Genomic DNA, 24,638 nt, shown 5'->3' on the forward strand with positions numbered 1-24,638 from the left:
TTGTAGATTTTTTTTATTTTCTAAAAGTAGTATTTTATTTTCAAAAGAAAACCCAATAGTTTTGAACAAACTATTGGGTTTCTTTTGCTATAATAAGTAAATAATTACTCTTTCAATCTACACGCTTTAGTATCTCCATCAACAACTACTTCAGTTAATCCCAACGAAGATAAGTTTTTCATGGCTTTGTCCCATTTTTTACCACTCAATCCAGAATTAATTTTAAGTAGACCAAATTCCATTTGGTTATTGTTAGTTTGCAATAACACAACAATCAATTTCTCGTCATCTTCCAGTTCAATTTTAACTTGTTTTTTCTCTGGTCTCATTTGCGGAAATAACAATACTTCTTGGATAGAAGAATTATTGGTCAGGAACATCATCAAACGGTCCATTCCAATTCCCATTCCAGATGTTGGAGGCATTCCGTATTCCAAAGCTCTCAAGAAATCCTCATCAATAGTTCCGGTAGCTTCATCATCTCCTTTTTCAGCCAATCTCATTTGGTCTTCAAAACGTTCTCTTTGGTCAATTGGGTCATTCAATTCAGAATATGCGTTTGCAACTTCTTTACCGCAAATCATTAGCTCAAAACGTTCTGTCAATTCCGGATTGTCGCGGTGTTGCTTACACAATGGTGACATTTCCTTTGGATAATCCGTGATGTAAGTAGGCTGAATATAATTTCCTTCGCATTTAGCGCCAAAGATTTCGTCAATCAGTTTTCCTTTCCCCATGGTGGCATCCACATCAATTCCCATACTTCTGGCGGCGTCAAATAACTCTGTTTCACTTTTTCCTGAAATATCAAATCCAGTGAAATGTTTGATAGAATCAGTCATCGTAACGCGGGCATAAGGCGCTTTAAAATTGATAGTATGTTCCCCAAAAGTTACTTCTGAACTTCCATTTACGGCAATCGCGCAATGTTCCAAAAGGTCTTCGGCAAATTTCATCATCCAGTTGTAGTCTTTGTAGGCTACATATATTTCCATGGCAGTAAATTCTGGGTTGTGCGTACGGTCCATTCCTTCATTACGGAAGTTTTTTGAAAATTCATACACTCCTTCAAAACCACCAACAATCAATCTTTTTAAGTACAATTCGTTTGCAATACGCATATAAAGCGGAATGTCAAGCGAGTTGTGGTGCGTGATAAAAGGACGCGCTGCAGCTCCACCGGGAATCGGTTGCAAAACAGGCGTTTCTACCTCTAAATATCCTTTGTCATTAAAGAATGAACGCATTGCATTAAACAATTTTGTTCTCTTGATAAACGTTTCTTTCACATGATCGTTTACCGTTAAATCTACGTAACGACGACGGTATCTTTGTTCTGGATCAGCAAAAGCATCATGCGTTTTTCCATCAGCGTCTGTTTTTACTACAGGAAGTGGTTTCAAGGCTTTCGCCAAAACCGTTAATCCATAAACATGAACCGAAATTTCACCCACTTGTGTTTTGAAAACCGTTCCGCGAACCCCAATAAAATCCCCAATATCCAATAGTTTTTTGAAAACCACATTGTACATTGTTTTCTCTTCATCAGTCGAAATATCATCTCTCGAAACATATACTTGAATACGTCCTTCGGCATCTTTCAATTCCGCAAATGAAGCCTTTCCCATGATACGCTTACCCATCAAACGACCTGCTAAAACAACTTCTTTTCCTTCGTACTTCTCGAAATCGGCTAGGATTTCGCTAGAATAAGCGGTTGTGATAAATTCGGCTGCTGGATAAGGCTCAATACCTAAATTGCGTAATTCAGTAAGTGCTTCTCTGCGTAATATTTCTTGTTCGGATAATGCCATTTTATGCTGTTTTTAAGAGTGCAAAGATACTGTATAAGTAGCAAAGTAGCAAAGTGCTAAAGGTTTTTTGGAGCTATTTCCAGCTTTCCGTTGCAATCTTTTTATTTTTAAAGAAAAAATAAAAAGGATTTTTACTTTAATCTGGGCTATGAATTGTAGTTATTATTTTACATTTGGTAAAAATAACGATTCAAAATCATAAAATTGAAAAATAAAATTTACACTTTTTTGCTTTTAGGGCTACTCGCTACAAGCTGTCAAGTCACAGAAACCATACATTTAAACGAAGATGGAACTGGAAAAATTGAAATAAATGAGTTGCGAGACGAGCACAGTTTTATGCAATTGATGGGTGAAAATTACTCCAAAGAAGAAGTTTTTCGTGATACAACTTATGTTTTCAAGGATTTTATAACAAAACATTCCGAAACGTTTTCCAGATTGCCAGCATCCGAAAAAGCCATTTTTCAAAAATTTGCTACGGTAAAAGTACATATCAAGAAAAGTTCATTCGAGAAAGAATTTCGCACAACAATCAGTCAAAATTTCAATAAAATAGAGGAAGTTGCAGATTTATACAAAACCGAAGAATATGCGGATGATATAGAAAATAATTATGCACTGGTTGCCGAAGAACATTATTATAGTGTGAACTATGCTTTTAACGGAAGTGTTTTCAAAAGAATAGTGAAAATTACTGATTCCGTAGAATTAAAGAAACAACAGGATAAGATTGAAGGATATAAAACGCAAGTTTCTAAATTCAAAATCACGCAGCCTTATGTTTTAAAGTATCATTTTCCCAGAAAAATAAAGGCGGTATCAAATCCAAAAGCAAAAATTAGTGAAGATAAAAAATCATTGGAATTACAATTTCTGATAGCGGATTGTTTGGTAAATCCGGAGAGCACTAATCTGGAAGTTGTTTTAGAGTAATTCATTGGAAGCTTTTCTTGTCTGCAACTTCTCTTAAAAACTTTGTACCTTTGCCGCACTTAACCTTTGCATCTTTCAAGAAATGAACAAAACAATCCAACTTCAAGATTTAGGAACTAAAGATTACAAAGAAACTTGGGAATACCAAGAAGAATTGTTCAAAGAAATTGTTGACTTGAAAATTCGAAATCGCAGAGAAGAACTCGATATAGAAACGCCTAATTACTTTCTTTTTGTGGAGCATCCGCATGTGTATACGCTAGGAAAAAGCGGTGATTTGAGTAATTTACTATTATCTGAAAAGCAATTGGAAGCCAAAGGAGCGACTTTCTATAAAATCAATCGTGGTGGAGATATTACGTATCACGGTCCTGGACAAATCGTAGGTTATCCTATTATAGATTTGGAAAATTTCTTTACTGATATTCATAAATACTTGCGTTTTCTGGAAGAAGCTATCATTCTTACTCTTAATGAATATGGAATTGCTTGCGGTAGAAGCGAAGGTGAAACCGGAGTTTGGTTAGGCGCAGGAACTCCATTTGCCAGAAAAATTTGTGCTATGGGCGTTCGCGCTTCGCGTTGGGTAACCATGCACGGATTCGCTTTAAACGTAAATGCTGATTTGGGTTATTTTGACAATATCATTCCGTGTGGAATTCGCGGGAAAGCCGTAACTTCTTTAAATGTAGAACTTGGCGTAGAAAAAGTTAATGAAGAAGAAGCCAAAGAAAAAATCCTGAAACATTTTTCTCATTTGTTTGAAGCTACATTTGAGAAATCATAAATCAAAAATCAAAAGAATATTGTTCCGGCAATAACCGAAATGTCATTCGGTGGTATTTTGTAACCCCGTAGATTCGGATTGCTTCTCGGTGTTCTTTGGTAGGATAACCTTTATTTTGTTTCCAATTGTACATTGGGAATTCCTCATGAATACGGTTCATGTATTCATCCCGATACGTTTTTGCCAACACAGAAGCGGCTGCAATACTCATGTATTTTGAATCTCCTTTAATAATACTCGCATTCGGAATCGAGTTTAGAATTTCAATTTCAGCATCGGTAAATATTTTTCCTCCACGGTTTTTAATTCCACCTTTAGGAATTAAAGGACTATTTCCGTCTACAATGATGAATTCAGGTCTCGGATCTAATTTTAAAATACTCTCCTGCATTGCTTTTATGGAGGCATTCAGAATGTTTATTTCGTCAATAACTAAAGGTTCCAAATGTGTTACTGCAAATGAAATGCATTCTTGCTCAATAATAGGTCTTAATTTTTCTCTCGCTTTTTCTGATAATTGCTTACTGTCATTCAGTAGCTCGTTTTGAAAATTTTCTGGTAATAGTACAGCGGCAGCAGTAACAGGTCCTGCAAGGCAGCCTCTGCCGGCTTCATCAGTTCCAGTCTCTAAATATTGTGTTAAAAAAAAGGAGCTTAACATTAAATTAATTTTGGCAAAAATATAGTAAAATATCTAATTCACTAGCTATAATTAATAATAGAAATTAAAAATTGATGGTTTCTGTTTATTTTGGTAAAGAATGTTGATAAAAATTAAATGTATTAATTTTTATAAATAGTTGGTTCTTTAAGAAATTATTATGATTTTTGCTAAATAACTAATTCAAAACAAATTAATATGAGATCAAAATTCAAATGGATTTTTTCGTTGCTGTTGGCGTTGTCAATGCAATTTGCGTTTGCACAGGAGAAAACGGTTAGTGGTGTCGTTTCTGATGCTTCTGGGCCAGTTCCTGGAGCAAATGTTTTAATTAAGGGTACTAAATTAGGTGTCCAGACAGACTTTGATGGTAAGTATGCTATCAAAGCGAAAAGTGGAGATGTTTTGGTGTTTTCTTTTATTGGGATGGATAATACATCTGTTACGATAGGAGCTTCTAATACAATTAATGTAAAGTTGACATCAGGTTCTCAAACATTAAATGAGGTTGTTATTACTTCTTTTGGAATAAAAAGAGATAAGAAATCACTTGGTTATTCTACTCCCAAAATTGATGCAGCTGAATTAACTGCTGCAAAATCTACTAACGTAACAAACCAACTAGCTGGAAAAGTTGCAGGTCTACGTGTCTCTGGTTCTGGAGGTGCATTTACAGGTTCAAGTGTTATCATAAGGGGATTTACAACTTTTACAGGAAGTAACCAGCCTCTGTACGTTGTGGATGGGGTGCCTATTGATAATAGTGGTGGAGGTGCAGCTTTACAAAGAGGAGCGTCACCATCAAATCGTGCTATTGATATTAATTCGGAAGACGTTGAAAGTGTTGTTGTTTTAAAAGACGCTGCTTCAACAGCTCTTTATGGTTCAAGAGGAGCCTCAGGAGTTATTTTAATTACAACTAAGAAAGGTAAAAAAGGTGAAAAATCTTCAATCACCTTTAGCTCAAGCTACAATGTAGGAAATGTAAATCGCTTGCCAGATTATCAAAATGAATATGCTCAAGGATTAAATGGGACGTTAACACCCGCTCAGATAGGTACTGCTACTGCTAATGTTCCTGGAACAATGACAGCCTCATCATGGGGTCCAAGAATTATGGGGCAAACTATTGTGAATTCTTATGGTCAGTCAGAAGTTTTGCAGGCTTACCGAAATAATGTTAAAGATATTTTTCAAACAGCTTACAATGCTCAAAATAACTTAAGTTTTAGTGGTGGCTCTGAAAAATCTTCTTTTAGACTTGCTCTTGGTAATACTGAGGAGACCTACGTTATTGATAATAACAAGTTACTTCGTAGCAATATATCTTTTTCAGGAAATACTCAAATGACAGACAAATTAAATGTGGGAGCTAATATTACTTATACGAATACAAGTTCTAGAAGAACCTTGCAGGGTAATAATTTATCAAATCCCCTTTTTAGAGGATATTTTACTCCAAGATCTTATAATTTATCTGGTTTGCCTTTTGAAAATGCAAATGGACAACAGTTGTATGCTGGTGGTGAAGATAATCCATATTGGACAATCAAGAATAACACATATAAGGATAAGGTAAATAGAGTTTTAGCTAATTTTAATGCAAAATATGATTTTACTAGCTGGTTGAATGCAGATTTTAGAATTGGAACAGATTTTTATAATCTAAATAGTGCCGGATTTGACGAAGTTGGAAACAGAGGCGCTGGTAATGTTCAAGGATCAACTCTTGTAGGAGGATTAGTTGAAAGCACTACTAATGTACACAATTTGAACTCTTATTTTACTTTAAATGCTAATAAAAAGTTTGGGGACTTCACATTGTCAGGATCGCTAGGTAATGAGTTCAATAATAACTACAGCTTTGCTTCAACTGTTACTGGTATAAGTTTGGTTATTCCAGGATTTGCAAATTTATCTAATGCTGTTACTTTTAACCCTTCTTCTGCAATAGGTAATACTAAATTATTTGGAGTGTTTGCAGATGCTGTTATTGAGTATAAAAATTTCTTATCTTTGAATGTTAAAGCAAGAAATGATTGGTCTTCTACATTGGCGCCAGCAAATAATTCTATATTTTATCCTGCTGTTTCAGGAAGTTTTGTTTTAACAGAGGCATTTCCTGGAATTAAACTTGATGGTAAAATTAATTTAATCAAATTTAGAGCGAGTTTAGGTGAAGTTGGTAAAGGTGCGCCCGCTTATGCTACTGATTCATATTTTGCTCGAGCAAGTGCTGCTGATGGCTTTGGGCCTCAAATTGTATTCCCTTTTAATGGTAATGCTGGTTTTTCTCTTTCAGATGTAGCTGGAAACCAGGCGCTGACTCCAGAATTTACAAGAGAGTTTGCAGTTGGTACTGAAATGGGATTTTTTAATAACCGATTAAATATTGATGCTACTTATTATAAGCGTAACACAAGAAATGTAATCTTAAGTGTGCCAGTTTCTGCCGCTTCTGGAGTAACTAATGTATTGCAAAATGCTGGGAAGCTTTCTACTAAAGGTGTTGAAATAGCGTTATCTGGAACACCAATAAAGACTCCTAATTTCTCTTGGGATTTAGGAGTAAATTACACCCAATTTAAATCTACTGTTGATGAACTTGCACCAGGTGTATCCAATATATTTTTGGGCGGTTTTACAACTCCAAACATTCGTTTAGTTGCAGGGGATCAGTATGGTCAAATTTATGGATCTGCTTATCAGAGAAATTCTGACGGGCAAATGTTGATTAATCCAGCTACAGGTTTGCCTCTTCAAACAGCCGGAGTAGAAAAAATTGGAAATCCAAATCCAGATTTCACGATGGGTATTACAAATACTTTTTCATACAAAAATTTCAGTTTGTATGTTTTACTTGATATCCGTGAAGGTGGTGATCAGTATTCAAGAAACATTGCGGATGTTCAAAGAAATGGAGTTACAGCTGAGACTGCTGAGTTTCCAAGGTTTGAAGCTGATAACGTTACGCCAACAACTCCTTATCTATTTCAAGGTGTTTATGCATCAGGACCAAATGCAGGTCAGGTTAATACAACCAGTGTTACTTCACAGGCATATTACGGAAATAATGGTAAGTATATAGCTGCTGAAGGTTTTATCTATGACACCTCATGGTTTAGAGTAAGGGAAGTTTCATTGTCTTACAGATTAAGTTCTAAGTTATTGCAAAATTCACCTTTTAAACAGTTTGAAATTGGTGCATTTGGAAGAAACTTATTTTTAAGTGCTCCTAATTATCCACATTTTGATCCAGAACAAAATGCCTTGGGAGTTAGCAACGCGCAAGGTCTTGAGTTCAACTCTTTGCCAAATACCAGAACAGTTGGTTTTAATCTTAAAGTAGTACTTTAGTAATAATTTATAATATGAAAAATATAAAAAATAAAATAGTGTCGGCACTATTCATAGTTGCTTTCTTTATGAGTAGTTGTGAGTTTGAAGGTACTAATGTTGATCCTAGCAGTGTAATAGATGCTCCTATAAATTTACAGATGACCTCATTAACCACAAATGTTGGTTTTCTAGCAGGCAGTGATTTGAATAGGTACTCATCTTTAATCATGCAACAGTACTCAGGACAGTCCACTGGAGCCACAACTCAAACACAATTTTTTGAACAGTATCAAATAGTTGGATCTGATTTAAATAATGTATGGTCAAGTATTTATGCTACTATTTTGAATGATGCCGAGAATATTATTAGGGGTGCTCAATCTACTAATAGTCCACATTATTCAGGTGTTGCTAAAATTCTTAAGGCCTACACTTATCAGTTAGCTGTAGATACTTGGGGTAGTATACCGTATTCAGATACTCAAAAATTAGCTTCTAATGTTAAACCTAAGTATGATTTAGATGAAACTATTTATACCGATTTAATTAAGTTGCTTGATGAAGGTATTGCAGAGGTTAATGCTACAACATCAAACATTTCACCAGGAATGAATAGCACTATTTACCCGGGTGCATTTGCTACATCGAAGCTTAATTGGGTTAAATTCGCTAATACATTAAAATTAAGAATTTTCTTACATTATAGTGAAAAAAATCCAACATTTGCCAAAACTAAAATTGATGAGTTGGTAAATTCAAGTGCGGTATTTATGACGGGTAACGCTGACAGTTTTCAAATGAATTTTATTAATGCTGGAAATGCAAGAAACCCTATTGATCAATTTGAAACAAATAGAGCAAATAACTTAGTAGCTAATGCTAAGTTGGTCTCTATGATGAATGAAAAAGCGGATCCAAGAAGACAATTTTATTTCACACAATTACCAGCAAACTCTGGTCTATACGTCGGAGCTGTATCTGGTGCGCCTGCTGCTCCTGCTAATTATTCAAAAATACATACATACTTAAGAGGTATTCTTACCGGAACTGCCTATTCTGGTGCAGCTCCAATTCGAATGTTAACTTTTGCGGAATATAATTTTATTAGAGCTGAGGCTGCTTTGAGATTTAATTCACCGGGTACGGCTCAAACGTTCTTTCAAGCGGGTGTTAGAGCTTCAATGGAAAGCGCTGGTGTTGCTGCTGCTGATATTACAACTTATTTAGGAGCTAATGGTGTTTTAACTGGTTCGGCAACTCAACAATTAGAGCAAATTATAAATGAGAAGTACATTGCAAGTTATGGAGTTGTATCAGAGCCTTGGGCTGATTGGAGAAGAACTGGTTATCCTACTTTAGTTTTACCTGCAAACGCCGTGACTGCTTTTGTTCCTAGATCATTATTCTATCCTCAATCTGAGATTGATTTGAATCCAGAAAATGCAACTCAAAAAGCTGGTATGAATACAAAAGTATTTTGGGATACTAGGCCATAATTATTTTTATAATTTATTAAAACAGCTAGAAGATTTTATCTTCTAGCTGTTTTTTTTTGTTTGCAAATTTTTAGAATGATTGTTATCTAATAGTTTAAGTCCAACAGTTTGTAAGTAATTAAATTATCAACTAATATACCAGTGAAAAAGTCGGTTTTTTAGAACTCTCTCATCCTCGCTCTTTTAGTATGTTTTTTGTTTTACACTGATATGTGCAGTAGAATTGGTTTGTGCTGCTGTTAAAAAGTTTCACTTAATTTATTTAATAATTAAGCGATATTGTGTATGAGATATTAGTCAATCTTTTACATTAACATCCCTGCTCTTCTCTGTAACAAAGAGAAAATGTTAATTGTGCCATATTTCTGTAATCTAATAAAAATGTCGTTGCATCAATTAATTATAAGGTATTTTTTTACTCGGATATGTTGAAAATATGAGTTTAGTCCTCGCTTTTTGAATTGTGGTTTGTTTGTCATTTTTTTTGTACGTAGCGTGTTGTCGCGAAAACTTTCACCATAGTGCTTTTAGCAAGCTTGTATTAATTTATAGTTTTTTCTTGGTGGTCTTTTAAATCAATTACATTGTTGTATGCATGTGTTTGCTGAGTGTGATCGATTCTGTTTCTTTTTCAGTTAATTTTGTACGAGGCAAAAACCTTTTCTGGTGTCGCTTTTGCTAAAATGTTTTTTCTCTTATATTTTTAAATTAGCCTCATCGTTGTTCAAGTTATTTATCGTCTATTTTGAGCTGTAAATTTTAATGATATTTCAATTTTTTTTCTTTTTTTTGGCATGTGCTGTAATGCCAACTAATTATCTTTTTATCAATTACAGTTGTTGTTATGTCGTAACATAAGATAAACTTCTGTTTGATATTTCTAAGTATCATTATTATAAGTACTTATGTTATTTTTTGATGGATATTTTCGTAGTCTTTAATTTATCGAAGTTTCTTTGGTTGAAATTAAATAAGTTGTTTTGTTTTTTGAGTATTTTCAGAAACAACAAATAATTCTCAATAGGTACAATTGTAAATATTTGTATTCTTTGCCAATTTTTTTTATCAAATACTGAGATTTTAGCCCTTATGGACTATCTATTATTTATCTTGAGCCAGTTTTTTTTGAATCTCACGTTGTTTTTATTTTGGTTGAATGTACGCTCTATACTTAATCACGCGGGCTTTTGTACAAAGGATTATCGAAATTACTATTTCAAGTAAAAATAATTTTAAGAATAATGCTATAGCATAAAGTGCTTCGAAGTTTTGCTTTTCTCTGGAAGTCAGTATTGAGATTCTCATGAAAATTTGCATTTTAATCTTGAGAATTTGATTAATTCGAAATAATAATGACCGATAGCTAATGGGCTAATGAGATTTTATTTATTTCCCTAGACTTACATTTTTCTAGTAAATGATTTCAAATTTTATTTTGGTGATACTAAGAAAATCAATTGTTTTATTCTTCTAAGATTTTAAATAAAATGTCCCTTTGATGATAGAAATCACTTTGGAATTGATTTTAAAGTTCATTTAACTAACTATTTTTTTGTTCAAATCCAGGTACGTATCTATTTAAATGTTATTCTAATTGGATGCTTTTGCATATTTTTAGCTTTTAGTTTTGCTATTTTGTTTAACGTCTTTGGGGCTTTTAGATGATGTTTTATATAAAGGAAAAATATTTTTCTTAATTATATAATCGGGAATAATATAAATATATCAGATATTGTTTGCAAAAAAAGATAATTTGTTACATGGTTTTGATGTAAAAGTGCGCTTTATGTATAAATGCTTACTTATTAAGTAATTTTATTTGAAAATAAAAAGCATATATGTTTTTTTTATGGGAATACTTTGTCAATTGTTTTTTGTTAAATTATTTTAAAGATTTGTTTTTTTAAGATTTATTTATGATTTTTGCTAAATAACTAACTCAAATTATTACATATGAAATCAAAGTTTACATGGATTCTAACGCTATCCTTAGCGTTCTTTATTCAGTTTTCGTTTGCACAAGAAAAAACAGTTCAGGGTGTTGTCTCTGATAATGGACTTCCATTGCCTGGTGTTTCAATATCTGTAAAGGGAACTAAGAGAGGTGCTCAAACCGATTATGACGGAAAATATACTATTAGGGCTAGTGCTGGCGAAAAGCTAGAGTTTTCTTTTATAGGATACAAATCTAAAAGTGTTATTGTTGGTGCTTCCAGCACCATCAATGTTCAGATGGAAGATGATGTTCTACAATTGGAAGGTGTTGTGGTTACTGGTTATCAAACACTGAAAAAAGAGAGAGCAACCTCCTCAATCGCATCTGTAAATGTTGAGGAACTTGAAGAAAGAGCGCAGGCATCTATTGTTCAAAACCTGCAAGGGATGGTTGCTGGACTTAATATTGCTACAGGTTCAGGGCAGCCTGGATCAGATAGTACTATATTATTAAGGGGTGTTGGTTCTTTGAATGGTAATATTGAACCGCTTATTATTGTGGATGGTATGCCTGTTGACGAGGATGGTTTTAGATCTATCACTCAAACGGATATTGTATCTACTTCTGTGTTGAAAGATGCTGCAGCTACTTCTATTTACGGAAATAGAGGTGCTAACGGTGTAATAATCATCGAGACTAGAAGAGGAAAATTTGATCAAGATCTTGATGTTAAATACCAAACTCAATATGGTATTTCTAATTTACAAGATTTTAGAATAGATGTTATGAATACTTCTCAATTACTAAACTTTCAAAGAGCTAATAATAGAGGATTTGGAGGTACAGGTAATCCTGATCAACCAGGACAACCTTTAACAGATGCGCAAATTGCATCTCAGTTAGATATCAATTGGAGAGATCAGTTTTTCAGAACTGGTACAACACAGCAGCACGATCTATCTTTTTCTTCAGGATCTAAAAACACTAAAAATTATACTTCTATTGGTTTCTTAGATCAACAAGGTATTTTTATTGCTTCTACTTTTAAGCGTTTTAATTTTAGAAATAATTTTACAGGGAAAAGTAGTAATGGTAAATTTAATTACTCTTCAGGATTAAGTGCAAACTTTACAAGAAGTAACAACGTTGCTGGTGCTGGTGGAAATTCTACCTTTTTCCAACCGTTTACTGCTGCAATTAGAGGTTTACCTTACTTAGATCCGTCTACCGCGTTAACTTTAACAGGAGCTCCGATTGTTGATAATGCTCCATTGATTCTTTTAAATTCACTTGCTTTTAATGACAATTTTGATGATGAGCTTAAGATATTAGCAAATTTCACTGCCGATTATAAAATTACAAAAAATCTTACTGCTGGAATTAACTTAGGTGTTGATTATTCATCATTTACTACTCTTAGTGTTACTGACCCAAGAAGTTTCCTTGGTCCATACCAAGTGAATATTAATGCACAGTATGGTGGTATCTTTGGAGAGTCATATTCACGTGACTTTAGATTTAACAGTAATACTTACCTTAAATATAGCAAAACTTTTGCTGATAAACACACTTTTGATGCGGGTCTATATTTAGAGTATTACAAAGCTCATTTTAACGGATTTAACTACCAAAAGCGTGGTTTAGATCCAAGAGCGTTAGGTACAGGTGCAGCTTTTATTACTCCTGTAATAGAGCCTGCTGTTGATGCGGTTGCAACCCAGTATATTCCTACTGTTGGTTCTTTTAAAGTTCAGGAAGGTTTATTTTCTTATTTTGGTGCAATCAATTACGACTACGATAGTACTTATGGTTTAAGTTTAACTGTAAGAAGAGATGCTTCTTTTAGATTCGTTGAGGATAATAAGTGGGGTACTTTTTGGTCAGTTGGAGGTCGTTGGAATTTATCCAAAGAGGAGTTTTTAGAGGATTCTAAAGTTTTTAGTGCCTTGAAATTACGTGCTTCTTATGGTACTTCTGGTAATCAACGTGTGAATAATGCACAGTATAGTGCACTTTTATTACCATATACAACTTATGCAGTAGGAACAGGTTATAACGGTACAGCTTCAACAGTATTGTCGCAAATCGCTAATCCTGATGTAAGATGGGAAGAAATTTCTCAGGCTAACATTGGTCTTGATTTTGCATTATTTAATTCTAAAGTTAGCGGAAGTCTAGATGTGTACAGAAAACTTACTGAAGATCTATATCAAAGTAATCCGGTTTCTCCTGTCCAAGGTACATCATCAATTGATGCTAACGTAGGGTCTTTAGAAAACAGAGGAGTCGAATTGGCTCTTAACTACGATGTATATAGTAAAGATTCTTGGAAAATTGGTGTAGGAGGTAATGTGTCTTACAACAAAAACAAAATTCTTGAGTTGCCAGAATCTGCTAATGGACTAATTTTTGCAGGTGGGTCTACAGCAATCGCTGAGGGTCAGCCAGTTGGCGCATATTATGTGAATGAATATGCAGGGGTAAATCCTGCAAACGGTAATCCTTTATTCAAAACAGCAAATGGTGGATTAACCGAAATTTTAGCAGATGCAAATAGAGTTTTCAATGGTGAGCAACTTTATCCTATTTGGCAAGGTGGTTTTACTTCTAGTGTCTCTTACAAAGGATTTAACCTTTATACACAATGGAGTTTCGTTGCAGATCTTGCTAGAAATAACTTAGATTTAGCAACATTAGAGAATGTTACAAATATTGCAGATGGTGGTAACCGTGCTGTTTCTATTCAAAACGCGTGGACTACTCCAGGTCAAATTACATCAATGCCAAGAATTGGTAACGGTTTAAACGAGATCAGTTATATCAACAGTACTGACAGATATTTAGATGATGCATCTTATTTAAGATTGAGAAACGTAAGTTTTTCTTATGCTTTTGATAAGAAAACGTTGGCAGATATTTCTTTTCTAAAAGGATTGAAATTTTATGTACAAGCAGAAAATTTAGTAACCTTTTCAAAATGGAGAGGTTGGGATCCTGAAGCTGGATTTAGAGGAACAGATAGAGGGAATTATCCAACGCCTAGAATTGTAACTTTTGGTACAGTAATTAATTTTTAATACACAATTATGAAAAAAATAAGTAAAATAGTTTATTTACTATTGTTCGCTACAATGTTTTCTTGTAATGATGCTACTGATATAGTTCAGGAGGGGATCATATTTGAAGAAGATGCATACATCACATTAAAAGATTTAAATACGGGCCTTAATGGAGCTTATGCTGCTTACAGCCCTGATGCAGGAAATGGCTCAATTTTATTCAACGATCTTTTCACTGACAACATGATACGTGGGGCCAGTAACACTGGTGGTGGTACAGAAACATATCAGTGGCTTATACAGCCAAATTCAGCTACGCCTACGCAGATTTGGGGTAATAGATATGCTGCTATAAATAGAATTAACCGTACTCTTGCGGCATATGATCGCATTTTTCCAACTCTTTCTACAGTTGCAGACAAAAATGCTGCAGCTCATACTAAAGCAAATTTGTTAGCTTTGAGAGCTTTGTGTCATTTTGATCTCTTTCAGTACTTTACTCCGGAATATCAAAACCCAGATGGATTATCTGTAATCAAAATGGATTTTGTTCCTGCAAATTATGCGTTGGTATATCCACGTAATACTGTTAGTGAGATTTTAGATTTTGTATCTGCTGATTTGAATGAAGCTTTGACTTTATTTAATCCAACTTCAACGGCTTATACAGGTAAGTTTTATTTAGGGGTTAATGCAGTCAATTTCATTAAATTAAAAATTGCATTACTAAAAGGACAATATCCTATTGCACAAACGCTTGCGCAGACACTTATCACTGCACCTGGCGTACCTGCTTTGACCATTAAAACTGCGTATCCAAATATGTTTTTAGATACCGCTGACGGTGAATCTTTTTTCACGCTTTCACGATTGGCAGGAAACAATACTATAGGTTCGTTGTATTACTTTAACGCAGGCCCTACGACGCCAATATTCGAGGGTTCTAGACAATTGTACAATTTGTATGATGCAGCGGACGTTCGTCGTTCCGTTAACTACAGAGCTGTAAATGTCAACGCGGGTAGTTATCAACTTAATAAATATAAAGGAAAAGGTACTAGTACGAACCTTCTTAATGATATTAAAGTTTTTAGAACTTCGGAAATTAAGTTAATTTTAGCGGAGTGTAAGGCTAGAAATGGCGATTTAACTGGTGCTGCAGCGGATGTTAGGGATTTGAGAGTGTTGAGAATTGCTCCCACTGTTCCATTACCAGTTTATGCTAATTTAAATGCCGCATTAACCGATATATTGTTAGAAAGAAGAAAAGAGTTTGCTTTTGAAGGGCATAGATACCTTGATATCAAGAGAATTGGTGCTGAGATAAATGTCGGAATTAACAGAGATCCGAGTGACGCTGCTTCTTTTGCTGCTGACGTAGCATTAAGTCCAACGGATTATAGATTTACTCTTCCAATCCCACAAACCGAGATTTTTGCTAATCCTACAATCCAGCAAAACCCTGGGTATAATCAATAATTAATATTTATACAAATGAAAAAATTTATTTTATCTCTCGTTGTTATAGCGGTTCTTGCGGGCTGTAGTGCCGATGAGCAAGCTACTTATCAGGACGATTTAGCTTATGTTGGTTTTGTTAGTAGTGCAGTCGATTTGAAAGTGCCTATCAATTCCACAAGTAGCGTAGACTTAGTATTGCGTGCTAGTAATAAATCTAACGTAGCCCGTACATACAATGTTGCAGCAATCGCAGCACAAACTGATGCCAATAGTGCAACGTATTCTTTCCCTGCAACTTTCACTATTCCTGCGGATAGCTATACAGGAACGTTAACTATTACCGGAACAGATAACAATTTAATTAATTCCACTATTAAAAAACTAACGCTGAAAATATCTGGTTTTGGAGCTAACGAAAGCTTTGATAACGATAAAGTTGTAATTAATATTGTTGAGGTTTGCCCAGTCAATTCGGTAAATTTCCCTGGTAATTTTAGTTCAGCTAATTTTTATAACGATGGTATATCTACAGTTTATCAAGTTGTTGCTGGTCCACAACCTAACACTTTTATCATTCGTAATTTCTTTGAGGGTGCTACGAGTCCAGATCTTACGATTACTTATGATCCTAGTAACAATAGAGTAACTTTCGTTCCAAAAGCCTTAGGTATTAACTTTGGTAATGGACCTGTTTCCATTCGTGTTCCTACTTCAGGTTCAAATTTCTCTTCAATAGACGGTTGCACTGGTAGAATTTCTTTATGGATTGAGTACTGGCTTCCTAATACTAACCAAACATATCGTGCGGCTGGGTATAATGAGATATTCGCCAGAACATAAATATTATTTTCAAATTTTAAAAACCGTTTCAGTAATGAAACGGTTTTTTTTAATTACACGACTTCTTTTTCTATTCATTCTAATATTTAACATTATTTTTATAGTTGTTTGATTTCGTTTTAGAATATTTAATTTAGATTTGTTTATTAACAATTATATTATGAATAAATACTTTTACTTATTTATTTTTTATTCGGTTTTTTCTTACTCTCAGTCTATAGAACAGAGAAAAGCTGTAATTGAAAAATCTGATATCCCTACATTAAAGCAGTTGTCTGAGCAATTTCACGTTGCATTTTTAGCTCGGCAAGAAAGAGTTGATAGATTTTTACTTAGAAATCCTCAAGTAGTACCTAGAAATAGTAGTGATGGCGTTCTTGAAGAGATTTATGATATTTCTCCAGTCGGGGAAATTGCATACTACAAGACCTATAATGATGGTGCTGCTACAACCGCTAGAGCAACCGCCTTGTATTCCGGCGGTAATTTAGGTTTGAATTTGCAAGGTCAAGGAATGGTAGCTTACGTTTGGGATGGTGGTTCTGCTAGGACTACGCATAAAGAGTATCCAAATGGGAAAGTAATTAATGCCGACGGCTCGACGCAATTGGAGCACGCTGGTCATGTGATGGGTACGATTGTTGCTCAGGGAATTGACGCTGGTTTAAGAGGTATTGCTTTTGATGCCAGTGGTGTTTCTTATAAATGGGATGATGACTTAAATGAAATGGCTACTGAAGCTGCTAATGGTATGCTAGTGTCTAATCATTCGTATGGGCCTGGAGAGAATCCTAGATATCTTCTAGGTGCCTATAATTCAACTGCTAGATCGTTTGATAATATAGCTTCTGCAGCTCCTTATTACCTTGCTGTTGCTGCAGCTGGTAATGATAGGAACGAATTTTTTGATGATGATCTTAGGCCCTATTTAGAAGAAAAAGGTGGTTATAACTTGATAAAAGGAATGGCAAATGCTAAGAACATTTTAACTGTAGGTGCAGTTAATCAAGTATCAAATTATAGTTCTGCTGGCAATGTTACTATGACCGCGTTTAGTAGTTTTGGGCCTACGGATGATGGTAGAATTAAACCTGATTTAGTAACTAAAGGACAAAATGTAAGATCCACAACAGTTCAGACTGATGAATCTAATAGAATTTTATCAGGATCATCCATGGCATCACCTGGTATTGCAGGGGTGGCACTTCTATTACAGCAATATTATTATTCATTAAATAATGAATTTATGAGGGCTGCTACTCTGAAAGGTTTGATGCTTCACACTACTGATGAGGCAGGAGATTTTGAGGGTCCAGATTATGCGTTTGGATGGGGTTTAGTAAATGCAGAAAGAGCAGCTTCTTTAATAAAGTCGGATAATGAAGCAGTAGCTGCGATTGAAGAGTTAGAGTTGGTAGAAGGAGAAACTTATACAAAAACCATTGCTGCCTCAGGCTCAAGCCCACTCTTAATATCAATTTCATGGACTGATAGGTTTGGGAGTGCTAATAATTCTGTTGTAGATCCGACAAAATTGGATTTAGTGAACGATTTAGATGTTAGAGTTACTAAAGGTGAAGAAATTTTTTATCCATGGACATTAAATCCTATTGTTCCTACCGATCCAGCCGTTCGTAGTTCTGATAACTTTCGTGATAATTACGAAAAAGTCCAAATAGATAATCCGAATGGGACCTACACGATTACAGTAAGTCATAAAGGTGTCCTAGGAGGCGGAGGTAAACAGAAGTATTCATTAATTGTGTCTGGACCACCCGTAACACTTTCTGCTCTAGATTTTGCAGCTGACAAAGATGTAAGTAGCATTTTTCCTAACCCTACGGATTCTAAATTAAGTATTGATAGTAGTAATTTCAATGAAATTACAAGTGTTGAAATTTTGGACATTAGCGGAAAGGTAATTGATAGAATTTCAGATTTAAGTCAAAAATCTATTGATGTATCTAAATTGAATAGTGGACTTTATTTTATTAGATTTTCTACAAGCGATGGAATTATCGTTAAAAAGTTCATTAAGAAATAAATCTGTTGTTTAGTAATAAGCGGTTATCGTAGTTATTCGATAACCGTTTTTTTTGTCTATTGTTGATATTTAAAAGAAGGGTACACTTCTGTTTGATTTCATATAGTTGTAGTGAAATTTTATCTACCGGGAGACATATTTTTTGTTGTCCATTTGTTCAAAAAAAGCTTACCTTTGACGACTAAAATTAAGTAATGCTCAAATTTTTTTTATATTTTGTGGTTCTTCTCTCTTCGATCTTTTGTTTCGCACAAAGAAAACCTCTTATAAATAATGTACCTAACAATAATTTTGTTAAAAGCCCAGTAGATGGTCATACTATCAAAAAATCACAAACTACTACAACAAAATTTAAAATAGCTCCCATCGATCTCTATAAGGTTATCACTATTGAAAACGACACAACTTATATTGATACTTCTCTTAGCATTCAAAAAGAATACAGCCACAACTATTTGCGAAAAGACATTTTTGGACTTTTGCCTTTTGCAAATGATGGGCAAACCTACAATACGCTGCAGTATAGTTTAACTGATTTTTCACCGTATCCGGAATTTGGTTTTAAAGCAAAACATTTTAATTTTTTAGAAGCAAATCAAATACGCTATTATTCCGTTGCTACACCCGTTACCGAATTATACTTTAAAACTACTGTCAGAAAAGGGCAGTCTGTAGATGCTTTTATTACATTAAATACTTCTGAAAATCTTAATTTTTCGATAGCCTACAAAGGATTGCGTTCAGAGGGTGAGTATATCAATCAATTGTCTAGTACCGGTAATTTTAGATTCACCACAAATTACAACACTAAAAACAAACGCTATTTTGCGAAAGCACATTACACTTTTCAAGATATTTTGAATGAGGAAAATGGCGGAATCACAACTATTGAAGATTTTGAAAGCGAGGATCCAAATTACAACAACCGACAACGTTTTGAAGTCTATTTTAATGACGCCAAATCATTTTTAAAAGGCAAAAGGATTTTTCTGGATCACAATTTTAGAATTAATCCTAAAAAGGGTGATAATAATTTGTACTTGACACATCAATTTAACTACGAGAATAAGTTTTTTGAATACAATCAGGCAACGGTTCCATCAATAGTAGGTTCGGAGACAGTCTTCCGTTTTGGAGAATCATTTTTGGACAGTGGTATAAATGATCAAACTCGATATAACAAAATGTATAACAAAGTTGGACTTATATATGAGAATACTACTTTGGGAACTTTCCAGTTTTTTGTAGATGATTTCAGATCAAATTATTATTATAATCAAATCCTTATTTTTGACAATCGAACGATACCTAGTTCTTTCAGTCAGCAAATCAATAGCGCTGGTGGACAATATGAATATCGACGCAATAAGTGGAATGGTAAATTTTTATACTCCAGATCGGTAACAGCACAATCGCTGTCTAATTTAGATGCTAAATTACAATACGAGCTGAATGATGAAATTCAACTTGCTTTTCAGTATCAAAATATTAATAAACTACCCAATAATAATTATAATTTGCATCAAAGCAGTTTTGTACAATACAATTGGTCAAATGACTTCAAAAATGAAAAAATCAATACAATAAAAGCAAATGCCATTTCCCCTTGGGTTGATGCCGAGGTACAGTTTTCAGTTTTAAATGATCATTTGTATTTTAGTAACATTTCAAACTCAGAGCAAATCCTTGCCAAAACACAAATTTTGGCACCAACGCAATACGATGGAACTATCAATTATTTATCGGTTAAAATCAGCAGAGAATTAAAATTTGGAAATTTTGCTTTGGATAATACAATTTTATATCAAAAAACGGAGCAAGACGAAGCTGTTTTAAACGTTCCTGAAATTGTCACCCGAAACACGTTTTATTATTCCAATTATTTGTTCAAAAATGCGCTATTTCTTCAAACCGGGATTTCACTGAATTATTTTTCCAAGTATTATACAAATGATTATAATCCTGTAATAGGAGAGTTTTTTGTGCAAAATGATAAACAAATTGGTAATCATCCGAACCTGGATTTTTTCATCAATGCAAAAGTGCAGCGAACAAGGATTTATTTTAAAGTAGAACATTTTAATTCGGCATTAACTGGAAACAATTTTTATGCTTCTCCCAACAATCCATCTCGTGATTTCACGATTCGATTTGGTTTGATTTGGAACTTCTTCAATTAATTTCTTCTTAGAATTATAGGGTGCCAATAATGTTTTCTGGGGCTTTTTATCGTGCTATCCGCTATAGCTGCCGCTTGCTTAAAGGAAGCAAAGAAAGGATGTCGCTTTTATCACGAACGCAAAATCCCGTAAATCATAATATTTTATAACAAAATACTATCTTTGCAGCAGTATTTACAACAAATCACAATCTTAAAATAAAACTATAATGCGCTACGCAGAAAATATATTAGGAACAATAGGCAATACACCATTAGTAAAAATCAATAAAGTAACTGCCGAAGTAGAGGCTTTGGTACTTGCAAAAGTCGAAACCTTCAATCCTGGAAATTCTGTTAAAGACAGAATGGCCGTAAAAATGATTGCAGATGCTGAGGCTGATGGACGTTTAAAGCCAGGTGGAACCATTATCGAAGGGACCTCGGGGAATACCGGAATGGGATTGGCTTTAGTAGCCATTATTAAAGGATACAAACTGATTTGTGTGATTTCAGACAAACAGTCCAAAGAAAAAATGGATATTCTTCGTGCCGTTGGAGCCAAAGTTGTGGTTTGTCCCACGGATGTAGAACCAACTGATCCGCGTTCCTATTATTCGGTTTCTAAACGATTGGCAGAAGAAACACCTAATTCCTGGTATGTAAATCAATACGATAATCCTTCAAATGCAATAGCGCACTACGAGCAAACTGGTCCTGAAATTTGGGAGCAAACGGAAGGTAAAATCACTCATTTTGTTGTTGGTGTCGGGACTGGAGGAACAATTTCAGGAGTAGCTAAATATTTGAAAGAGAAAAATCCTAATATTAAAATCTGGGGAATAGATACCTATGGTTCTGTGTTCAAAAAGTACCATGAAACTGGAATTTTTGACGAAAATGAAATCTATTCGTATATTACTGAAGGAATCGGAGAAGATATATTACCAAAAAATGTAGACTTTTCTCTAATTGATGGTTTCACAAAAGTAACCGATAAAGATGCTGCGGTTTATACTCGTAAAATTGCGCTCGAAGAAGGAATATTTGTAGGTAATTCAGCTGGAGCAGCAATAAAAGGATTATTGCAACTTAAAGAACATTTCAAACCCGAAGATGTTGTTGTGGTACTTTTCCATGATTCAGGAAGCCGTTATGTAGGTAAAATGTTCAATGATGACTGGATGCGTGAACGTGGTTTTCTGGAAGAAGAAATCACAAAGGCTGAAGATGTCATCAAAGATCATATAGATAAACCATTGATTGTGGTTCGTACAGAAGAATTAGTTTCGCATGCTATTGAGAGAATGCGTAAATACAAGATTTCTCAAATTCCGGTGATTGATATCACAGGATTTGTAGGTTCTGTTGATGAAAGTGATTTGTTTCAAAGTTACGTAGCTGACAAAGATGTAGCCGATAAACCAATTAAAGACGTAATGGGGAAACCTTTTCCAATTGTGAAACACGGAACACCCATTGAAGAAGTTTCTAAATTATTTACTAAAGAAAATGAAGCTGTTTTAGTGGAATTAGAAAATGGAAGTCACCATATTATTACCAAATATGATATTATTGGTTCTATAAAATAAATTTAAAACAAAAATTTATTTTTTAATTATACTCCTGCAAGGTTTTTTAACCTTGCAGGATTTTTTTTAATTAGTTTGTTGCTGTAAAAATTTTGGAGACTAAAATTTGCAACAAGAAATAAAAAGAAAGTTATCGAATGCTTTGAACTTTTGTAATTGATAGTACTTTTGTAAATCTATTATCTAAACCGTTAACCTTTAGTCCTGAATCAAATTGACCTTTACTGCTATAGATTTTGAAACCGCAATTGGATATCATCCCTGTTCCGTAGGTATCGTAACCGTAGAAAACGGAATAATTGTCGACGAGTTTGTTACCTTAATAAAACCGCCAAACAATTTATACTCTCCTTTTACCATTCAAGTGCATGGGATATATCCTCGCGATACAGTGAATGCTAAATCATTTGCTCAAGTGTATCCTGAAATTCAAAAAAGACTCCAAAATAGAGTATTAGTGGCGCACAATGAAAGTTTTGACAGGAATGTTTTGGCGAAATCAATGGCGCTTTATAATCTGGATTACGCTGATTTGAATATCGCTTCTCGTTGGGAATGTACCGTCAAAATTTATAAAGCTAAAGGATTGAAGCCAACCAAATTGAGTGATTGTTGCCGAGAAATGAACATCTCTTTAAATCATCATGAAGCTTTATCGGATGCTCGGGCTTGCGCCAAATTGTATCTGATGAAATAAAAACACTTAGATTTCATCAATTGTCCTAATTTTTTTTAGGGAAATTTCTGAATTTTTTATTTTAGATAATTTACTGTTTCTTTTTTTACTACATTAGTATTCAATATAATATGTCCAATATGAAAGAAGATTTCCTTCATTACCTGTGGAAATTCAAGAAATTTGATTCCTTGAATTTGAAAACCTTCAATGGAGAGGAAATCACAATCATTAATGTTGGTCAATATTTAGAACTTGCCGGACCTGATTTTTTTAATGCCCAAATAACTATTGGGAATCAAAAATGGGCTGGAAATGTAGAAATTCATCTTAAATCTTCAGATTGGTATGTGCATCATCACGAAAGAGATGAAGCCTATGAAAACGTGATTCTTCATGTGGTATGGGAACACGACGCGGAAATTTTTAGAAAAAACAATACTGAAATACCGGTTTTAGAACTTAAAAAATACGTTGATAAAAGTACCGTTGAGAACTACCAATCTTTAATGGCTCCAAAATCTTGGATTTTCTGCGAAAAACAAATCAAACATGTTGATGAATTTGTATTCAAAAATTGGCAGGAGCGCTTATTTTTTGAACGCTTGGAAAGAAAATCAAAACCGATATTTGATTTATTAGAACAAACTAATCAAGATTGGGAAGCGGTTTTATTTTGTCTTTTGGCGAGGAATTTTGGATTAAATACTAACGGTGAAATCTTTTTGAAAATCGCAAAAAGCATTCCTTTTTCTGTTGTAAGAAAAGAAAGTTTTGAGGTTGAGAATCTGGAAGCTTTAATTTTTGGAACTGCTGGATTATTGGATTCGGAGAAAGAAGATAATTATTTTAAAGATTTAAAATTCAGGTATTTATATTTATTGCATAAATATCAGCAAGAAAAAAGTTGCATTGAACCGGTTCAGTTTTTCAAGCATCGTCCAGACAATTTTCCAACGATTCGGCTTTCTCAATTAGCTAATTTATATCATACGCATCAAAATCTATTTTCGAAAATCACTACGCTTAATTCTCTAAAAAGCACCTATGATTTGTTTCAAGTTTCAACTTCTGAATATTGGCTGAATCATTATCAATTTGATAAAGAAAGTCCCAAAAAAAAGAAAGCGCTTTCTAGATCATTTGTAGATTTGATTCTTATAAATACTATAATTCCGCTACAGTTTGCTTTCGCAAAAAGTCAGGGAAAAGAAATCTCCGAGGATTTGATTCAACTCTTAAATGAAGTTTCACCAGAAAAAAATGCAATTATTGATAAGTTTCATTCTTTTGGAATTGTTTCTAAAAGTGCGTTTGAGACGCAATCATTGCTTCAACTCAAGAATGAATATTGTAACAAAAGTAAATGTTTGGAGTGCAGCGTAGGAATAGAATTACTCAAAAAAACAATTAGTGGTTTAGCTAAGGTGTCAATTAGATAATTTTGTAATTTCGCTTATCATTTAAAACTTATAAAATGTCAGCAATTATCAAGCTCAAGTTTTTTTTTGAAAAACACGGTTTCCATGTTTCCTCCCGTTTAGCAGATACTTTGGGAATGCGTGCTAGTAGTGTCCGACTTTTTTTTATTTATTTATCGTTTGTTACGGCTGGATTATGGTTTGCAGTTTATTTAACACTTGCTTTCTGGATACGATTAAAGGATTTGATAAGAGCAAAACGGACGTCTGTTTTTGATTTGTAAATGGTTTTAAATAGAAAAAGGGAAACGCTAGTAAATAGACTGCCCCCAAAAGTTTAGACAAATTTATAATTAATTTTGATAATAATGAGCTCGATATTGTATCGGGCTCATTCCTTTTAAATTCAGTTTTATTC

Annotated in this window: 16 protein-coding genes; 13 read left to right on the forward strand and 3 right to left on the reverse strand. The window is 34.1% G+C overall.

Translation table 11 applies throughout. The features are described from left to right. Window positions 1-104 precede the first annotated feature (104 nt). Window positions 105-1,814 carry a lysine--tRNA ligase gene (lysS, locus tag DR980_RS08520; protein ID WP_113635011.1) on the reverse strand — a complete coding sequence of 570 codons (1,710 nt, stop codon included), beginning with the start codon at window positions 1,812-1,814 and terminating at the stop codon, window positions 105-107. 204 nt (window positions 1,815-2,018) lie between these two features. Here lysS and DR980_RS08525 point away from each other — a divergent pair, with 204 nt between their 5' ends. Together DR980_RS08525 and lipB are read left to right on the forward strand one after the other, a co-directional pair. Beyond that, entirely contained in the window at window positions 2,019-2,750 is a 732-nt protein-coding gene (locus DR980_RS08525; RefSeq protein ID WP_244199284.1) for a hypothetical protein, read from the forward strand. A gap of 82 nt (window positions 2,751-2,832) precedes the next feature. Continuing rightward, window positions 2,833-3,537, forward strand: coding sequence for a lipoyl(octanoyl) transferase LipB (lipB, locus tag DR980_RS08530; RefSeq protein ID WP_113635013.1), 705 nt, complete (start codon window positions 2,833-2,835; stop codon window positions 3,535-3,537). 1 nt (window position 3,538) lies between these two features. Here lipB and DR980_RS08535 read toward each other — a convergent pair whose 3' ends face one another. Next, complete coding sequence (locus DR980_RS08535; protein WP_113635016.1) at window positions 3,539-4,198, reverse strand: ribonuclease HII; 660 nt, start codon at window positions 4,196-4,198, stop codon at window positions 3,539-3,541. Between the two features lie 198 nt (window positions 4,199-4,396). Between DR980_RS08535 and DR980_RS08540 the strand changes: the two genes are divergently transcribed. Continuing rightward, on the forward strand, window positions 4,397-7,555 hold the full coding sequence (locus DR980_RS08540; protein ID WP_113635018.1) for a SusC/RagA family TonB-linked outer membrane protein: 3,159 nt from the start codon (window positions 4,397-4,399) through the stop codon (window positions 7,553-7,555). Between the two features lie 140 nt (window positions 7,556-7,695). Continuing rightward, complete coding sequence (locus DR980_RS08545) at window positions 7,696-9,033, forward strand: SusD/RagB family nutrient-binding outer membrane lipoprotein (protein ID WP_167400550.1); 1,338 nt, start codon at window positions 7,696-7,698, stop codon at window positions 9,031-9,033. A gap of 1,143 nt (window positions 9,034-10,176) precedes the next feature. Here the strand turns inward: DR980_RS08545 and DR980_RS16345 are convergent. After that, on the reverse strand, window positions 10,177-10,338 hold the full coding sequence (locus DR980_RS16345) for a hypothetical protein (RefSeq protein ID WP_167400551.1): 162 nt from the start codon (window positions 10,336-10,338) through the stop codon (window positions 10,177-10,179). A gap of 648 nt (window positions 10,339-10,986) precedes the next feature. Here DR980_RS16345 and DR980_RS08550 point away from each other — a divergent pair. The 9 genes from DR980_RS08550 (at window position 10,987) to DR980_RS08590 (ending at window position 24,504) form a co-directional block, all read left to right on the forward strand. Further along, window positions 10,987-14,046, forward strand: coding sequence for a SusC/RagA family TonB-linked outer membrane protein (locus tag DR980_RS08550; RefSeq protein WP_113635023.1), 3,060 nt, complete (start codon window positions 10,987-10,989; stop codon window positions 14,044-14,046). Between the two features lie 9 nt (window positions 14,047-14,055). Then, the gene (locus DR980_RS08555) at window positions 14,056-15,507 is read left to right on the forward strand and encodes a RagB/SusD family nutrient uptake outer membrane protein (RefSeq protein ID WP_113635026.1); all 1,452 of its coding nucleotides are present in this window, start codon (window positions 14,056-14,058) and stop codon (window positions 15,505-15,507) included. Between the two features lie 15 nt (window positions 15,508-15,522). Continuing rightward, entirely contained in the window at window positions 15,523-16,329 is an 807-nt protein-coding gene (locus DR980_RS08560) for a hypothetical protein (RefSeq protein ID WP_113635028.1), read from the forward strand. A 160-nt stretch (window positions 16,330-16,489) separates the two neighbouring features. Continuing rightward, complete coding sequence (locus tag DR980_RS08565; RefSeq protein WP_113635031.1) at window positions 16,490-18,373, forward strand: S8 family serine peptidase; 1,884 nt, start codon at window positions 16,490-16,492, stop codon at window positions 18,371-18,373. A gap of 194 nt (window positions 18,374-18,567) precedes the next feature. Next, on the forward strand, window positions 18,568-20,553 hold the full coding sequence (locus DR980_RS08570; protein WP_113635033.1) for a putative porin: 1,986 nt from the start codon (window positions 18,568-18,570) through the stop codon (window positions 20,551-20,553). A 208-nt stretch (window positions 20,554-20,761) separates the two neighbouring features. Beyond that, entirely contained in the window at window positions 20,762-22,123 is a 1,362-nt protein-coding gene (locus tag DR980_RS08575) for a pyridoxal-phosphate dependent enzyme (RefSeq protein WP_113635035.1), read from the forward strand. A 214-nt stretch (window positions 22,124-22,337) separates the two neighbouring features. Then, complete coding sequence (locus tag DR980_RS08580; protein ID WP_113635037.1) at window positions 22,338-22,820, forward strand: 3'-5' exonuclease; 483 nt, start codon at window positions 22,338-22,340, stop codon at window positions 22,818-22,820. A gap of 119 nt (window positions 22,821-22,939) precedes the next feature. After that, window positions 22,940-24,241 (forward strand): DUF2851 family protein, encoded by a 1,302-nt coding sequence (locus DR980_RS08585; protein WP_113635080.1) that lies wholly within the window; start codon window positions 22,940-22,942, stop codon window positions 24,239-24,241. Window positions 24,242-24,276: 35 nt separating this feature from the next. Continuing rightward, window positions 24,277-24,504: a PspC family transcriptional regulator gene (locus DR980_RS08590; RefSeq protein WP_066082307.1), complete on the forward strand. Its 228-nt coding sequence runs from the start codon at window positions 24,277-24,279 to the stop codon at window positions 24,502-24,504. The last annotated feature ends 134 nt before the right edge of the window (window positions 24,505-24,638 follow it).

The sequence above is a fragment of the Flavobacterium psychrolimnae genome (assembly GCF_003312425.1).
Classification (GTDB): Bacteria; Bacteroidota; Bacteroidia; order Flavobacteriales; family Flavobacteriaceae; genus Flavobacterium; species Flavobacterium psychrolimnae.

Excerpts from the sequence above, each read along its gene's own strand:
- DR980_RS08585 (WP_113635080.1), top strand. The coding sequence starts at position 22,940 with ATGAAAGAAGATTTCCTTCATTACCTGTGGAAATTCAAGAAATTTGAT.
- DR980_RS08540 (WP_113635018.1), top strand. The coding sequence starts at position 4,397 with ATGAGATCAAAATTCAAATGGATTTTTTCGTTGCTGTTGGCGTTGTCA.
- DR980_RS08535 (WP_113635016.1), bottom strand. The coding sequence starts at position 4,198 with ATGTTAAGCTCCTTTTTTTTAACACAATATTTAGAGACTGGAACTGAT.
- DR980_RS08545 (WP_167400550.1), top strand. The coding sequence starts at position 7,696 with ATGACCTCATTAACCACAAATGTTGGTTTTCTAGCAGGCAGTGATTTG.
- DR980_RS16345 (WP_167400551.1), bottom strand. The coding sequence starts at position 10,338 with ATGAGAATCTCAATACTGACTTCCAGAGAAAAGCAAAACTTCGAAGCA.
- lysS (WP_113635011.1), bottom strand. The coding sequence starts at position 1,814 with ATGGCATTATCCGAACAAGAAATATTACGCAGAGAAGCACTTACTGAA.
- DR980_RS08550 (WP_113635023.1), top strand. The coding sequence starts at position 10,987 with ATGAAATCAAAGTTTACATGGATTCTAACGCTATCCTTAGCGTTCTTT.
- DR980_RS08560 (WP_113635028.1), top strand. The coding sequence starts at position 15,523 with ATGAAAAAATTTATTTTATCTCTCGTTGTTATAGCGGTTCTTGCGGGC.
- DR980_RS08565 (WP_113635031.1), top strand. The coding sequence starts at position 16,490 with ATGAATAAATACTTTTACTTATTTATTTTTTATTCGGTTTTTTCTTAC.
- lipB (WP_113635013.1), top strand. The coding sequence starts at position 2,833 with ATGAACAAAACAATCCAACTTCAAGATTTAGGAACTAAAGATTACAAA.
- DR980_RS08555 (WP_113635026.1), top strand. The coding sequence starts at position 14,056 with ATGAAAAAAATAAGTAAAATAGTTTATTTACTATTGTTCGCTACAATG.
- DR980_RS08570 (WP_113635033.1), top strand. The coding sequence starts at position 18,568 with ATGCTCAAATTTTTTTTATATTTTGTGGTTCTTCTCTCTTCGATCTTT.
- DR980_RS08590 (WP_066082307.1), top strand. The coding sequence starts at position 24,277 with ATGTCAGCAATTATCAAGCTCAAGTTTTTTTTTGAAAAACACGGTTTC.
- DR980_RS08575 (WP_113635035.1), top strand. The coding sequence starts at position 20,762 with ATGCGCTACGCAGAAAATATATTAGGAACAATAGGCAATACACCATTA.